Here is a 15,270-nt window from a genome sequence, read left to right as displayed (position 1 = left end):
GTTTTCTATGTAAACACCAAATTCATTTGACAATTCAAACAAAAAATATAAATCAAAATCTTTAAATACATATAAGTACATAATTATTCTCCTTTTCATTTATTATAAAAAAAAGGAAACATTTTGAACTGATTCTCAAAAATTAGATATAAAACCAACTTTAAGAATATTCGCTCATTTTTGATTCCTCTTTTTTACAATTCAATATTTAAGCTCTTCTTGGGCATTTATCTTCTCCGCCACTGCTACCTTCTCTTAATACTGTAAACATAAATAAACTCACCTTCATTGCTAATTTAATCCTATCATATATATTATTTAATATCAAAATCATATTTACCCGCCTTGTGATTCGTAATGTTTTATTCCTCTTCTCCACATAAAATAAATTATTATGGAAAAAATCACGATGTAAATTACTTGTTCCAAAATCAAAGCCTTCATATTGTTTGAGTTAATTATGTTTGCAGGGATATAATAAATTCCGGCAAGTGGATTGTGTTGTATAATTTCAAATTTCCCAGAGAAAAACGCTAAAGGAACTACTTCTCCTGAAAATATTGCCAGAATATACCAAAAAATATCTCTGAGACTAAGTACAGATTTTAACCAAAATGTTAGTAATCCTAAAACACATAGCACTTGAAACATCAAACAAAATCCTAGAAACAAGGATATTATAAAATAACCAAGCGATGCAAATGAAAACTTATTGAAATACAACTGAACTGCTATCCAAAAAACTATCCCCAAAGGCATTGATATTACAACTCTTCCTATAGATATGCAAAATCTAGTAAGAGGATAATAAATTGGCTTAGTTATCAGAGTATCAATATTTCCCGAATTTATATCTTGAAATATGTAATAAGTTTCAGCCATTGTATTTGATATTGAATTTTTTACTACCAAAATCGTCATGAAATACGCAATCACATCATCAAAATTCATTCCAGCAATATCAGCTTGTCCTTTCATTATGAATTTCCACAAAAAATAATAAACAATTATTGTAATTGGTATATAAAATATGGAGGAAACAAAAGAAATAAAGTATTCTTTTGAATTTAGGTATTCTATTTTCATAGACGCTAAATATTTTTTCATTCTAACCTCCATTTGAAGAATATCTTCTAAGTCCACGATTGTACACAATGTATAAAATCATCAAGCTCACTGCTAAAAAAATTAATATTAGAGGAAAATGTCTAGTAGGTTTTCCGCTTAAAGCTAGTGTTGGAACAAATGCTATCAATGAAACAGGAACTACATAAGTCAGAAATTTTCTCAAAAAATTCGGAAAAATTGTAGTGGGATAATTTTTTGAAAAATTAAAATTGAAAATCAAATCTCTTAATGTCGATATTTTTTCAAATCTTAAACTCAGCATCGTTATTGTCGCATAAATCGTTTGATAATACACGTTCCCTATTATTAAAAGGATTATCATCTTTAATACAGCTACAAAAGAAATCGCGATATCAAATTTCACTACTACCAAAATTATTCCAAAAATCCCAAGCACAAGTTCTTCAATGAATGCAACAAGTGGAATATTTTCTATCATTATCATAAACAAAGTATTTTGAGGGCGATATAAATACCTATCCAAACTTCCGTCACGCACCAACCACTCAAAATCTCTGAGTCCGAAAAACATTTCTTCAATGGCTGACGATAGCATCCCGACCATTGCCAGCAAATATATAAAAGATTTGTCGTATCCAAAAGATTCTACATTGTCAAATAACACAACCCAAAACAAAATCGTCGACAATAATTGGAAAAGGCTGTGAAAAAATATCATGATTATTTCATTTGGATAAGCAAACATCTTTTTCAGAGCAATTCTTAGAGAACAAGCAAATAATTTCATCATTCAACCCTCAATTTAGTTTTCAAAACATCTTCCAAGCTCAATTCTTCGATGGTGAATTCGGACTTAGAAAAGTTTGAAATATCTACACTATTTAACTGATCGATAGTCAATAAAGCTGTCGCCTTCTCATTGTCGATGTCTGGATTAAAATCCTTCAAATACTCAACGTATTTGGAAGATACGGTTAGTTTTCTGTACTTATCTCTATCCAAAAATTTATTGCACTTTCCATCGTATATAACTTCTCCATGATTTAATACTATAATTCTAGGGCAAAATTTATCTATATTTTCTATTTCATGTGTGGTCAATATGATCGTAGAATTGTATTTTTGGTTTATCATATTCAAAAACTCAAATATATTTTCTTGAACCACAACATCAAGACCAATAGTAGGCTCATCCAAAAATATTGTTCGCGGCAAATGAATAAGGCTCACTGCCAATTCACACTTCATCCTCTGACCGAAAGACAATTTTCTTACAGGAGTATGTAAAAGTTGCGAAAGTCCAAGAACTTTATCAAATTCTTGTAATCTTTCCTCAAAATCCTCATCCGAAATTTCATAAACTTCTTTAAAATAATTGAATGATTCTATCACATCAATATCGTAAAACATACACGAACGTTGTCCCATTGATACTCCAATCTCATTCAAGAATTCCTTTTTCCTATCAGACGGAGTGAATCCATTCACTTTTATAAAACCATCTGTTGGATACAAAATTCCCGTCATCATTTTAATCGTAGTAGTCTTGCCAGCTCCATTAAGCCCAATGAGTCCGACCCTTTCTCCATCTTCAATTTTAAAAGAAATCTTCTTCACTGCATTCACGATAGTTTTTTCTTTGTTTAATAAACTTTTTCTCTTAACTATTTCATAATCTTTTTTCAAGTTGTTTATCTCTATCATAATTCGCTCCATGTTTATACTTTCAATATCATTATATATTATATCCTAAAAAAACAATTTCCTGCTACATGTTAGCAATAAAAAAAGCACGAGATTAATCGTGCAATTTTTTTACAATAATCCAAGTGTTATTAGAAATACTTCTATCATCAAAAACGAAATATATGATTTTTGGAATCTAATTCTTGATGTATATCCTACAATAAAAAATATGAACCACATTTTTAAAACATTAACTGTAACTGCAGGATCACTTACTTGTAACACAACTTTTATGCTAAGAAATAAACTCACCAACAATATTGCAAATTTAAGTACATCTCCAATTCTAAATAGTCTATCTTTTAATTTGCTACGCTCATTAAATATTAGCTTCCCGTCTATTACTACTGCTTTTCCTGAAAAATAATCGTGCAAATCTCCAATAAAATAAATCAAAAAATTAATAATTAGAGAAATACAAACTCCCACATTCAGACTGTTTAACACTAAGTTTGTGTTTTGTGGCCATAATATATTCAAAGCCACACTAATCACAGAAATAATCAATAATATACTGATAAATGCTACAGATTTTTTAATGGAAACTGCTTGGAGAGCATTTTGCTTTTTTAAAATGGATTCTAACTCCGTATCCTCCTCAGAATTATTTGCAAATACAACATACACATTATTTTCATAAATGATCTGAGAATTAGTTTTCATGATTTGTATTTTTTCATCTATATTTTTATCCAAGCGCTTACGTAAGACACAATAAGATTGTGGGGCTTTGTTTTCATCATAGCGAAACTTCAGTATATCCAAAAAACTTCCCACTGCACCACAAAAACTATAGCCTTTTATTGATTGTTCTTCCAAATATTTAGTCAATGCTGGTGTTTCATAAAATTGATAGTTGTTATAAGTGTTTTTAGTTCCCATATCATTACCCTCTTTTAGTTTACATTGTAACTGGTACTAATTTCCCGTCTTCTAATTTTAAAACACAGTCGCTCATTTCAATAGCTTTACTTGTCAAATGATGTGTGATTGCTATTACTGTCAAATCTTTTTTCGAAAGTATGCATTCTTCAACAATATCTACACTGTGTTTATCCAATGAGGATGTCGATTCGTCTAATAAAATACAGTCGAAGTCTTCATTTAGTAGTCTTGCAATGGCTATTCGTTGTTTCTCTCCACCTGAGATAGACTTGTCTTCGCTGGAGATTACAGTGTCAATTCCTTTTGGTTTGGAATTAATCATAGTATTTAATCCCAATTGTTCAATGATTGTTTTATCTACAGGTCTGTTGTCATACAAGGATATGTTGTCTTTGATGCTTGCTGTGAATATTCCAGTGTCTTGTGTTGCAAATCCGATTTTCGAATAATATGTGCTATCTGTAATATTCAAAATATTTTTATTGTTAATCTGAACTACTCCTTCGGTTGCTATTTCTTGTTTTTGCAAAATCTTGAATATAGTTGATTTACCCGTTCCACTTTCTCCAATAATAATGTATTTTTTGCCTTTTTCAAATGTAAAATCCAAATTTTTCAAAACGTATTTGTCACTTGTTGGATATTTGAACGAAATATTGTTTAATTTCAAATTATTAAATTCGAATTCATCTTCTACTTCAACAGGTTTTTCTTCAGAGATGAAATTTATAACTTTGTTTTGGACTGGCTTTGCTGATTTGAAACTTGTCATTATATCTGTGAAATTTAACAACGGTCCCGTCACATAAGCCATAAGTTGACTTGATTCTATTACTTGACCAATTGTTATTCTGTCTTTAAATACTAGCCAAATTCCGACCAACATACAACCCAAATACATTGCCAACGAACTAGCAAATGATAAAACGTAAATAGTTTTGCTCAAAGTTTCCTTAGTATTTGATGAGTTACGATATTCAATGGATTTATCTTGGTTAATTTTTTGAAAAATAATTTCTCTTTTGAAAAACTTAATCAAATTAAAATTGTTCACGAATTCTTGCAAACTAGACGTGTATTCATTTCTTATATTCATAAGTTCTTCTTGTCTCTTTTCGATTAATTTTTCGAAAATAAATGGCACTGCTAATTGCACCATAGAAAATATTATTATTGTGATTGCCATTATTATGTCGATTTTGACAAGTAACACTAAGGATATTACGAAATTGAGAATTTCATGATATGAAGACACCATATTCTTGAAATAATCCATCTTCAAATCTTCCAAATCATTCAAAAACATTGATATATAATATCCACTATTTTGTTTGGAAATTTTTATTAGAGATTCATCTGTTATGCTGTTGAACAAATCATTTCTTACGTTATATATACAATTATTCGTAAGTTCTACTGTGCTTTTTCGATATAATAAATCGGAAATACTTGCAAAAATTATGTACAACACAGAAATTAGAATTAGTCTGGGCAAAAATTGTTCTTCTCCATTAGTTCCCGCATCTGTTATAATTCTTAAAAGCCACGCCAAGCCGATATCAAATCCAACGGCAATAGGCGCTGTAAGAAGAGTTAAATAGAATAATTTTTTGTTTTGTGTAATGTAATTGAACATTTTCATCATTCCTTTAAATTAAATATATCACTTGTTTTATGTTTATGCAATCCTTTTTTTGATTATACATCCGAATTATTATTTCGCACATTTTTTCTGGATTTGTGATATAATTATTTTGAGGTGAATATTATGGAAAAACATATTAAAACTTTAACACCTAACACTTTGAAAGAATCAGCTTGCAAAGGTGGTTGTGGTGAATGCCAAACATCTTGCCAATCAGCTTGCAAAACTTCTTGCACAGTTGCTAACCAAGAATGTGAAAACGAAAATAGATAATCTTGTTTACATAATGATTGAAGACTTTTAAGTAAACAATCAGATATGCGATTATTAAATTAATGCCACTCTTTTGAGTGGTTTTCGTTTTTTATTGACTTAATTCATAATTTTCTATAAAATAGTACGGTAGCTGAAAGGAGAATTATATGATACATAAATACAAAATGAATGGCCACAACATTGTTTTAGATGTAAACGGTGGAAGTGTCCATGTTTTTGACGACATAAGTTACGATGTACTTGATTATTACAAAGATTTAAGTGCAGATGAAATAGTAGAAAAATTAGCTCAATATCCTGAAGAATCTGTCAGAGATTCTATCAAGGAAATCGGAGAATTGGAAAAAGCGAATATGCTTTTTTCATCAGATGATTATCTTCACATTGAAGATTTCAAAAAGAGAGAACCTGTGTTAAAGGCAATGTGCCTTCACGTTGTTCACGATTGCAATTTGAAGTGTGAATATTGTTTTGCTTCACAAGGTGATTTTGGTGGACACAAAGCTTATATGACTGAAGAAGTCGGCAAAAAAGCTTTGAAATATTTGGTTGACAATAGCGGTTCAAGAAAATTCTTGGAAGTGGATTTCTTCGGTGGAGAACCTTTAATGGATTTCGATCTTGTGAAGAAATTAGTGAAATACGGCAACGAAATAGCCGAGGAAAAAGGTAAGAAATTCAGATTTACGATAACTACTAATGGTGTTTTGTTGGACGATGACAAGATAGATTTTATCAACGAAAATATGCACAATGTTGTTCTTAGTCTTGACGGCAGAAAATCTGTCAACGATAATATGAGAAAAACTTTGAATGATAAAGGATCCTACGATTTAATCGTTCCTAAATTCCAAAAGCTTATTAAAGGAAGAAAAGGAAAATATTATTATGTTAGAGGAACTTTTACTAAGAAGAATTTGGATTTTTCAGAAGATGTAAAACATTTCAAGGATTTAGGATTTGAATTGTCAAGTATTGAACCAGTTGTAGACAGCGATTATGATGATTACGCTATTACTAAGGAAGATTTGGACACTGTTTTAAATGAATACGAAAAGTTGGCAGTGGATTATGCTAAGGATCAAGTTAATGGTTCTAACTTTAAATTCTTCCATTTTATGGTGGATTTGACTCAAGGTCCATGCGTTATTAAAAGAATGCAAGGTTGTGGTGCCGGCTGCGAATACATTGCAGTAACTCCAGAAGGAGACATCTATCCTTGTCACCAATTTGTCGGCAACGAAAAATTCAAGATGGGCAATATTTTAGATGAAAATCTAACTTTACCAGAAGATATGCGTGAAGAATTCTTGAATTGTCATGTATTTACAAAGGAAGATTGCAAAAATTGTTGGTGTAAATTCTATTGTTCTGGTGGTTGCCATGCAAATGCGTATAATTTTAATAATGATATTTACAAGCCATACGAATTGGGATGCGCAATGCAAAAGAAGCGTACTGAATGTGCAATTATGGTTGAAGTGGAGAAAATGTTGAATGCGTAATTTGTATGATAATCTTATAAATAGAAAGGAAAAAGTAAGCTTTCACATGCCTGGACACAAGGGCAAAAAGTTGGAAGGCATGAATGATTTTCTTGACAATATTTTAAAGATTGATGTGACGGAATTATCTGATACAGATGATTTGTACCATGCAAATAATATTATAGCTGAGGGCAGGAATAATCTTGCCCTTTTTTCACATGCAAAATCATCAATGTATCTTGTCAATGGTTCAACCTCTGGAATAGTCGCAAGTATAATGAGCGTATTAGATGAAAACGACAAAATTTTGGTAGAGAAAAATTGCCACAAATCCGTAATCAACGGCGTACGACTTGCTCGTGGAGAATCTGTGGAGATTGACTGTGATGGAGTGTGTGAACAAGAAGTTTTGATAGAAAATTTGAAAAAAGATTCATCTATCAAAGCAGTTCTTATAACACGCCCCAATTATTATGGGATTTATCAGCCTATCGAAAAACTTGTAACTTACTGTCACGAAAATAATATCAAGATAATCGTTGACGAAGCTCATGGAACTCATTTTGCACTGAACTGGTTTGACAAAAATGCAATGCAGCTTGGTTGTGATATTTCAATCAACTCATTTCATAAAACAATGCCAGCATTCACGCAAACTGCTGCAATTAATTTCAATTGTGAAGATGAATTGATAGATAAAACCATCTCCAATCTACAAATGATTATGACATCTTCCCCATCGTATATTTTTATGACATCAGTAGAATACGCTATTGATTACTGTATTAAAAATGAAAAAAAATATTCAGAATTAAAAGAAATAATAGATTGGTTTTACCGTGAGATAGATTGCTTAGATTTCATAAGAAAAGCTCCTATTCAAAAAAATTGCAAAAGAGATTTTACAAGAATTGTTCTTGAATGCGACAATCCAAGTGATGTGAATGAGCATTTGATGAAAAACGGAATTTATATTGAAATGATAGACGACAAAAATCTCGTATTGATTTCAACGATTGCAGATGAGAAAAAAGATTTTGAAATTTTGCTGGAAGCTTTTCGTTCATATGAAAAATCAGACTCTACGAAAATTTATAAAACATACGATTATTTACTGAACAAAAAGATTACCAATGATATCGTGATTTATCCACCCGGAAAGATTTTCGCTAAGAAAAATTCCACAATTAATCAAGAACAAATCGATGAGCTGAATGATTTATCATCAAAGGGCGTAAATATTTTATTAAAATAGCTTGACTTTTTTATTGTAACGGTGTATTATTGTTATAGAACAGATGAGAAAGGAGATAATATGCAATTTGATGATAATAAGCCTATCTACATTCAAATCGTAGATTATTTTAAATACAAAATAATTAGACAAGAATTAAAGTCTTCTGATAAAATTCCTTCTGTCAGAGAAACTGCGAAAGAATTGAATGTAAATCCTAACACAGTTCAACGTGCTTATGCAGAGTTGGAAAGCTGTGGAATTACTATGAGTAAACGAGGACTTGGTTCATTTGTAGATGTAGATGACGATAAATTAAAAGCTTTGAAAAATGATATGGCACAACAATTGATAGATGATTTCTTAAACGAAATGTATCAAATGAATATGCCAAAAGAAAAATTAATAAAACTTATAGATGAAAGGTGGAAAAAATGAGCGTACTCGAAATAAAAAATTTGTCAAAGAAATACGGCAGTAAACAAGCACTTAATGATGTATCATTTACAGCCGAAAAAGGAGAAGTTATTGGACTTTTGGGACCAAATGGTTCTGGAAAGACTACTTTAATCAAAATTTTAGCTGGTATCATCAAAAAATACGAAGGTGAAGTCAAAATCAATTCACAGGAAGTAACTTACAAAACTAAAGAATTTGTAAGTTATTTGCCAGACAGATTTTTTCTAGACCCGAACTTAACTATCGCTCAAACACAGGCTCTGTTCGAAGATTTCTATTCTGATTTTGATGTCGAAAAATTCAGCAGATTTATTGAACAAATGAGTTTGGACAAGAATATGAAAGTCAGCAATCTATCTAAAGGTATGACTGAAAAGTTGAACTTGGCGCTTGTATTATCTCGTCACGCTAAGCTTTTCATTATTGATGAGCCAATCGCAGGAGTTGACCCTGTAGCTCGTGAACAAATCTTAGATGCAATCATAGACAATATTGATCCCGACTCTACCCTATTGATTACTACTCACTTGGTTAGAGACATCGAGAGGATTTTCGACAGAGTAATCATGCTCAGCAAAGGTTCTGTAGAATTAAATGATAGCGTAGAAAATTTGAGATCTACTTACAACAAAGGCATAGAAGATGTTTACAAACAAATTTTTGGAGGTCACCATGCTTAAACTTTTAAAACACGACTTAAAAAACAACTTGAAATTATGTTTGATATCATTATTTGTAGGATTGCTAGGAAACGGATTATTGTATGCGTTGTTCAAAAATTCAATAAAAGCAAACGCTCAAACGATGGGGTTTGTCGAAATGCTTTTCTTGATTTTATGTATACTTGCAGTATTCGGAAGTTTCTTGGCATTAGCTGTACAAATTGTCATGGTATTCAGACGCGATTACTATTCTGACAGAGGCTATTTGATGTTTACTCTTCCTGTTAAAAGCAACGACATTTTAATGAGTAAATTATTATTCGCTCTTATATGGACAGTAATCTTTGCTATAGCATTTGCTTTAATAAACTTTTTGGGAATGTATTTTGTAGGAGAAGCTAAGTTCTTGGAAATGATTAAGTTGGCATTTAACAATCCATACTTTACGGTTTCTCCATTTACATTCATCATTTTGACTGTAAACTTTATTATAAGTACATTTATTGGATACATTGTAATGTATTTCTCAATAGTTGCTACGAAATCATTGTTCCCATCAAACAAAACTGGTTACTCATGGATTATAATTATGATTGTGATTAACGTGGTTATATCTCTAATCGACCAAGAAATATTCCTAAGAGTTCCTTATATAATTTCTTATATTGGAGAAGGAATTGTAAATGCGAAAGATGTTGTCCTTGCTGATCCTGGTGATACAATTACAATGAATACATTCACAAAAGTAATGGGAATACCAATTTCAAGCACTATTATTTGGATATTGACAGGACTTGGCTTATACCAAGCATCAATTAAAATGATGGACAACTCAATAGATATTTAAACTACAAAAAGCCTCATAGTGAGGCTTTTTTTAAATTACAAATTGATATATTAGTCCTATCGTTGCGCACACGCCGATTATCTTAATGATAGAAACTTTTTTATAATACATTACAAATCCTACAAAAAATGAAATTACAGCTACAACGTTTATGTTTGTCGTATTAAATGTGCCGTTAAACACTGCCGATTCGAATAAATCGATAAATGCAATGAATATCAGTGCTGCAACTGCAGGTTTGATCCCTTTTAGTATATAATCCAAAAACTTTAATTCTTTTCCCGAGAAAATCAACTTAGATAACGGAAGTAGAATAATTAACGCCGGAAACACCAATCCAGTAGTTGCTACAACAGCGCCCAGCACGGAATATATTTTCATTCCAACAAATGTCGCGGAATTTATCGCTATTGGTCCTGGCGTCATTTGCGATATCGTAAGTACGTCTGTCAATTCTCTAAGACTGATCCATTGATTTTCATTTACTACAAAATTCGTGATAAGTGGAAGTGTTGCATATCCTCCACCAAATGCAAATAATCCAACTTTAAAAAACACCCAGAATAATTTAATCAAAATCATATTTTCCACCTACAATCTTTGAATACATTACTCCGATACAAGCACATGCAAGTAAAATTATCGCAACATTTATGTTAAATACAAATCCCATTACAAATGCTAAGATCATTATTCCAATTCCAAGTGCTCTGTCTTTTTTCAAATTTGATTTTGCCAAATCAACAACAGTTAAAAGTAATATCGCACTGATTGCTCCACTCATACTAATGAGCATCATATTGATAAATGGATTGTCGTGAATTTTGTTGTAAATTAAACTTATAATCGAAATAATAACCAAACATGGAAGAGTCGCAGCCAATACACTTGCAATCGCTCCTTTCGTTTTGTTAATCCTGTATCCCAATAAAATTGATGTGTTGATAGCCATCGCTCCTGGACAACTTTGTGCCAAGGCGATTATCTTCATCATTTCGTCGTCATCAATTATTTTTTTGTTCTTAACAAACTCATCTCTAATTATAGGAACTATTGTATATCCTCCACCAAACGTCACGGCATTAATTTTCAGAAGAGTTTTAAATAAATCTATGTTTTTCAAAATTATCACCTAGATAATATTATCCTATACAATAAAAATTTTTTCAAATTAAAAAGCCGAATCTAAATTAATAGATTCAGCTTGAATTATGATTATAAAATTAGTTTGCTTTGTCGATTGATCCAAAAATTTCCATTTTTTCTTTAACTTTTGCTTTGATTGCTTCGTAGCCTGGTTTCAAAACTTTTCTTGGGTCAAATCCTTTCTTTTCTTTATCTTTGTTTTCTTCGAAATATTTTCTAGTTTCTTCTGTAAATACGATTTGACATTCAGTGTTTACATTTATTTTGGATACTCCTAGGCTGATCGCTTCTTTTATCATATCAGTTGGAATTCCTGTTCCACCATGAAGAACTAGAGGCATTTCACCGATTTCTCCTTTGATTTCTTCAAGAGCATTGAAGTCTAATCCTTTCCAGTTTTCAGGATAAACTCCATGGATATTACCAATTCCTGCTGCCAAGAAATCTATTCCTAATTCAGAAATTCTCTTACATTCATTTTTGTCGGCGATTTCTCCTTGACCGATTACTCCGTCTTCTTCGCCACCGATAGCTCCAACTTCTGCTTCAACGCTGATTCCTTTTGAGTGAGCAAGTTCAACTATTTCTTTTGTTTTTTCTATATTTTCATCAATTGGATATTTAGAACCATCAAACATTACTGACGTAAATCCTGCTTCGATACATTTTTTTGCACCTTCGAATGATCCATGGTCTAGGTGGATTGCTACAGGAACTGTTATATTTAATTCTTCAATCATTCCTTTAACCATTCCTACAACTGTTTTGTATCCGCCCATATATTTTCCAGCGCCTTCGCTAACTCCCAAAATAACTGGTGAGTTGTTTTCTTGTGCTGTTTCCAAAATAGCTTTAGTCCATTCTAAGTTATTGATATTGAAATGACCTACTGCGTATTTTCCTTTTAATGCATCTTTTAACATTTTGTCTGCTGCTACTAACATAATTTCCTCCTTGAAAATTTGATAATTTGTAAATTACAATATTATTATAACATTATTCTGCTTTTTGTTTCCACAATCCATAAATGATTGCTGAAACCAAAGATCCAACCGCTACGGATAATACGAAGAACAATGCTTTGTCTACAGATTCCATAGCTGGTAAAATGAATATTCCTCCGTGTGGTGCTGGAGATTTTACTTCAAATGCTTGTGTAAGTCCGCCTGCGATTGCACTACCGATTACAGATGATACAATCACTCTCAATGGATCTTTTGCTGCAAAAGGAATCGCTCCTTCTGTGATAAATGATGCACCCAAAATATAGTTAGTGACTGCTGATTTCTTTTCTTTTTCGTCAAATTTATTTTTAAATAAACTAGATGCTAAAGCTATTGCAAGTGGTGCAACCATTCCTCCAGCCATTGTAGCTGCCATAAAAGCACCATTACCAGTATCTGTGAATACTCCTATTGAGAAAGTGTAACTTGCTTTGTTAACAGGACCACCCATGTCCACACTCATCATCGCTCCGAGCAAAGCTCCAAGTAAAATTGAGTTTGTAGTTCCCATGTTTGCCAAAAATCCGTTGATTGCTTTGTTAATTGTAGTAAACACTGGAGATATTACGAAAATCATACCCAAAGATGTTAATAGCAATCCAAATACCGGGAAGATTAACATTGGTTTAGTCCCTTCAAGTGATTTTGGAAGATTTCTAGTAATTTTCTTCAAAAATAAAATAACATAACCTGCTAAGAAACCACCTAACAGTCCTCCCAAAAATCCTGCGCCTTGTCCTGCAATGAAACCTGCAACCATACCAGGCATTAACGCCGGTCTATCTCCAATACTCATAGCAATGTATCCTGCCAAAATCGGAATCAGGAATCCAAACGCTGCTTTTCCACCTACGGAGAATAAATTGTAAATTGGTGAAGTGTCCGAGAAAAATCTTTCAACCAAGAATGACAACGCCAATAAAATTCCACCACCAACTACAAATGGTAACATATGACTTACGCCATTCATAATATCTTGGTATAATTTTGATTTCCAATTTGTCGTTTCTTCTTCAACTTCTTTTGACTCCGATTCATCTGCATGATAAATCTTCGCTTTGCCGTCTACTATTTTTTCAATCAAATCTTTTGGATTTCTAATTGCATCGGAAACCGGACACTCAATTACATTTTTGCCATTAAAACGTGCAGTTTCTACTTTTCTATCCGCAGCTATAATAATTCCCGTAGATTTTTCGATATCAGCAGCGCTTAATTTGTTCTTAACACCATCAGATCCGTTTGTTTCTACCTTGATGTCAACTCCCATTTTAGATGCTTGTTCCTTCAAAGCTTCTTCTGCCATATAAGTGTGTGCAATTCCCGTTGGACATGCAGTTACAGCTAAGACGAATGGCTTTTCTGTATAAATCGAGCTAGTTTCTACTGGTGCTACTTTCAGCTCAGATTCTTCTGCATAATCATCAATAGTTTTGTAAACATCGTCTGGAGATTCGCTAGATTTTAATCTATCGATAAATCCTTCTTTTAATAAAAGCTTGGACAGTTTCGCCAAAGTTTCAATGTGCATTTGGTTTTGTCCTTCAGTTGCAGCAATCATGAAAAATATATAAGTATCTTCTCCATCTAACGCTTCATAATCCACACCAGTCGTACTTCTCGCAAACACAATCGCAGGTTTATTCACTGCCGATGTTTTTGCATGAGGCATAGCAACTCCTTCTCCAAGACCTGTCGAAGATTCCAACTCTCTTTTCATAATTTCAGATCTAAATTTTAGTACATCATTAATAACATTGTTTTCGTACAATTTTTCAATCATCTCATCTATAACATCTTTTTTTGTTGTAGATTTAAGATTCATAATCATTAGATCTTTTGAAAGCAAATCTTTAATTTCCATTATTTTCCCCCATATTTATTATTTTTAATTTGCCAAATATTTCATTTATTTGATCCTTTTCTCCCATATCATATGAGAAAACAGTCGCAGTCGCACTAGCCACAGCCATTTTGAACATATCTTCTTCACTCATTTCATTTATATAAGCGTAGATAAATCCTGCAACCATACTATCTCCAGCACCAACGCTGTTGATAACTTCGCCCTTTAAAATTGGAATGTAAAATGAATTATTTGCACTCACAAAAATCGCACCATCACTTCCCAAAGAACATATCACATGCTCTGCTTTTGGAATCATGGTCGATTTTATATACGAAATTATTTCTTCTTTTGAACTAAACTTTTCTCCGTAAATTTCTTCTAATTCTGCTTGGTTGGGTTTTAGCAGCAAAGGATTATAATCCAAGCTTTTCAATAACACATCACCAGTTGTATCCAATGTGAATCTAGTATTCGGAGATAATTTTTTTATCATCTCAATATAAATATCCTTATCCATATTCGCTGCCACAGATCCGGAAAAAGATACTATCCCACCATCAATTCCAGAAAGTTTTTCGTAGAAGTCTTCTAATTCTTCTTGAGAAATATCTGGCCCTGGTGCGTTAACTTCTGTTTCAGAATCCATTTTTAATTTTACATTAATTCTGTTGTTTCCATTAATTTTTGTAAAATCGTGGAGAATTTCCATCTCATCTAATAATTTTTCGATGTAATCCCCTGTAAATCCTCCCAAAAATCCAATATTTTGGGTTTCTACATCCAAATTATGTAGCAATTTGCTAACCATAATTCCTTTTCCACCAGCGTAAAGTTCAGTAACTTTCGCTCTATTAGTTTCTCCAAATTCTAAATCATCCAATCGCATTATGTAATCAATCGAAGGATTTAATGTCACTGTATATATCATATAATCACCATAC

Annotated in this window: 17 protein-coding genes; 6 read left to right on the top strand and 11 right to left on the bottom strand. The window is 32.1% G+C overall.

From position 1 onward, the window contains the following. Positions 1-208 precede the first annotated feature (208 nt). The 6 genes from ACU68W_RS05130 to ACU68W_RS05105 all read right to left on the bottom strand — a co-directional run bounded on the left by ACU68W_RS05130 (position 209) and on the right by ACU68W_RS05105 (position 5,356). On the bottom strand, positions 209-334 hold the full coding sequence (locus ACU68W_RS05130; RefSeq protein ID WP_275542317.1) for a hypothetical protein: 126 nt from the start codon (positions 332-334) through the stop codon (positions 209-211). Positions 335-336: 2 nt separating this feature from the next. Next, positions 337-1,107 (bottom strand): ABC transporter permease, encoded by a 771-nt coding sequence (locus ACU68W_RS05125; protein ID WP_308611524.1) that lies wholly within the window; start codon positions 1,105-1,107, stop codon positions 337-339. A 1-nt stretch (position 1,108) separates the two neighbouring features. Next, a complete protein-coding gene (locus ACU68W_RS05120) occupies positions 1,109-1,879 on the bottom strand; it encodes an ABC transporter permease (RefSeq protein ID WP_446756207.1) in 771 nt (256 codons plus the stop codon). Beyond that, positions 1,876-2,793: an ABC transporter ATP-binding protein gene (locus tag ACU68W_RS05115; RefSeq protein WP_446756206.1), complete on the bottom strand. Its 918-nt coding sequence runs from the start codon at positions 2,791-2,793 to the stop codon at positions 1,876-1,878. Before ACU68W_RS05115 ends, ACU68W_RS05120 begins: the two co-directional genes overlap by 4 nt. Positions 2,794-2,904: 111 nt before the next feature. After that, the gene (locus ACU68W_RS05110) at positions 2,905-3,717 is read right to left on the bottom strand and encodes a hypothetical protein (protein ID WP_094223744.1); all 813 of its coding nucleotides are present in this window, start codon (positions 3,715-3,717) and stop codon (positions 2,905-2,907) included. Between the two features lie 19 nt (positions 3,718-3,736). Further along, the gene (locus tag ACU68W_RS05105; RefSeq protein ID WP_242428048.1) at positions 3,737-5,356 is read right to left on the bottom strand and encodes an ATP-binding cassette domain-containing protein; all 1,620 of its coding nucleotides are present in this window, start codon (positions 5,354-5,356) and stop codon (positions 3,737-3,739) included. A 132-nt stretch (positions 5,357-5,488) separates the two neighbouring features. Here ACU68W_RS05105 and scfA point away from each other — a divergent pair, with 132 nt between their 5' ends. The 6 genes from scfA to ACU68W_RS05075 all read left to right on the top strand — a co-directional run bounded on the left by scfA (position 5,489) and on the right by ACU68W_RS05075 (position 10,330). After that, positions 5,489-5,638, top strand: a complete 150-nt coding sequence (gene scfA / locus ACU68W_RS05100) for a six-cysteine ranthipeptide SCIFF (protein ID WP_002835215.1) — start codon at positions 5,489-5,491, stop codon at positions 5,636-5,638. 149 nt (positions 5,639-5,787) lie between these two features. Continuing rightward, positions 5,788-7,146: a thioether cross-link-forming SCIFF peptide maturase gene (gene scfB / locus ACU68W_RS05095; protein ID WP_094223746.1), complete on the top strand. Its 1,359-nt coding sequence runs from the start codon at positions 5,788-5,790 to the stop codon at positions 7,144-7,146. Further along, a complete protein-coding gene (locus ACU68W_RS05090; protein ID WP_094208999.1) occupies positions 7,139-8,383 on the top strand; it encodes an aminotransferase class V-fold PLP-dependent enzyme in 1,245 nt (414 codons plus the stop codon). Before scfB ends, ACU68W_RS05090 begins: the two co-directional genes overlap by 8 nt. A 60-nt stretch (positions 8,384-8,443) precedes the next feature. Next, complete coding sequence (locus tag ACU68W_RS05085) at positions 8,444-8,800, top strand: GntR family transcriptional regulator (RefSeq protein WP_094209000.1); 357 nt, start codon at positions 8,444-8,446, stop codon at positions 8,798-8,800. Continuing rightward, complete coding sequence (locus tag ACU68W_RS05080) at positions 8,797-9,501, top strand: ABC transporter ATP-binding protein (protein ID WP_094209001.1); 705 nt, start codon at positions 8,797-8,799, stop codon at positions 9,499-9,501. Before ACU68W_RS05085 ends, ACU68W_RS05080 begins: the two co-directional genes overlap by 4 nt. After that, a complete protein-coding gene (locus ACU68W_RS05075) occupies positions 9,494-10,330 on the top strand; it encodes an antibiotic ABC transporter permease (RefSeq protein WP_094202871.1) in 837 nt (278 codons plus the stop codon). The genes ACU68W_RS05080 and ACU68W_RS05075 overlap by 8 nt, the downstream gene beginning before the upstream one ends. 30 nt (positions 10,331-10,360) lie before the next feature. Here the strand turns inward: ACU68W_RS05075 and ACU68W_RS05070 are convergent, their stop codons facing one another. The 5 genes from ACU68W_RS05070 to pfkB all read right to left on the bottom strand — a co-directional run bounded on the left by ACU68W_RS05070 (position 10,361) and on the right by pfkB (position 15,257). Then, entirely contained in the window at positions 10,361-10,912 is a 552-nt protein-coding gene (locus ACU68W_RS05070) for a chromate transporter (RefSeq protein WP_094202872.1), read from the bottom strand. Further along, positions 10,899-11,462: a chromate transporter gene (locus ACU68W_RS05065; RefSeq protein ID WP_242427969.1), complete on the bottom strand. Its 564-nt coding sequence runs from the start codon at positions 11,460-11,462 to the stop codon at positions 10,899-10,901. The genes ACU68W_RS05070 and ACU68W_RS05065 overlap by 14 nt, the downstream gene beginning before the upstream one ends. A 91-nt stretch (positions 11,463-11,553) precedes the next feature. Then, complete coding sequence (gene fba, locus ACU68W_RS05060) at positions 11,554-12,420, bottom strand: class II fructose-1,6-bisphosphate aldolase (RefSeq protein WP_094202874.1); 867 nt, start codon at positions 12,418-12,420, stop codon at positions 11,554-11,556. Between the two features lie 52 nt (positions 12,421-12,472). Further along, on the bottom strand, positions 12,473-14,344 hold the full coding sequence (locus ACU68W_RS05055) for a PTS fructose transporter subunit IIABC (RefSeq protein WP_094223181.1): 1,872 nt from the start codon (positions 14,342-14,344) through the stop codon (positions 12,473-12,475). Continuing rightward, the gene (gene pfkB, locus ACU68W_RS05050; protein WP_446756205.1) at positions 14,334-15,257 is read right to left on the bottom strand and encodes a 1-phosphofructokinase; all 924 of its coding nucleotides are present in this window, start codon (positions 15,255-15,257) and stop codon (positions 14,334-14,336) included. The genes ACU68W_RS05055 and pfkB overlap by 11 nt, the downstream gene beginning before the upstream one ends. Positions 15,258-15,270 lie beyond the last annotated feature (13 nt).

The organism is Finegoldia sp. P2-F-LR (assembly GCF_052932265.1).
This window is presented reverse-complemented; position numbering and strand designations above follow the sequence as displayed.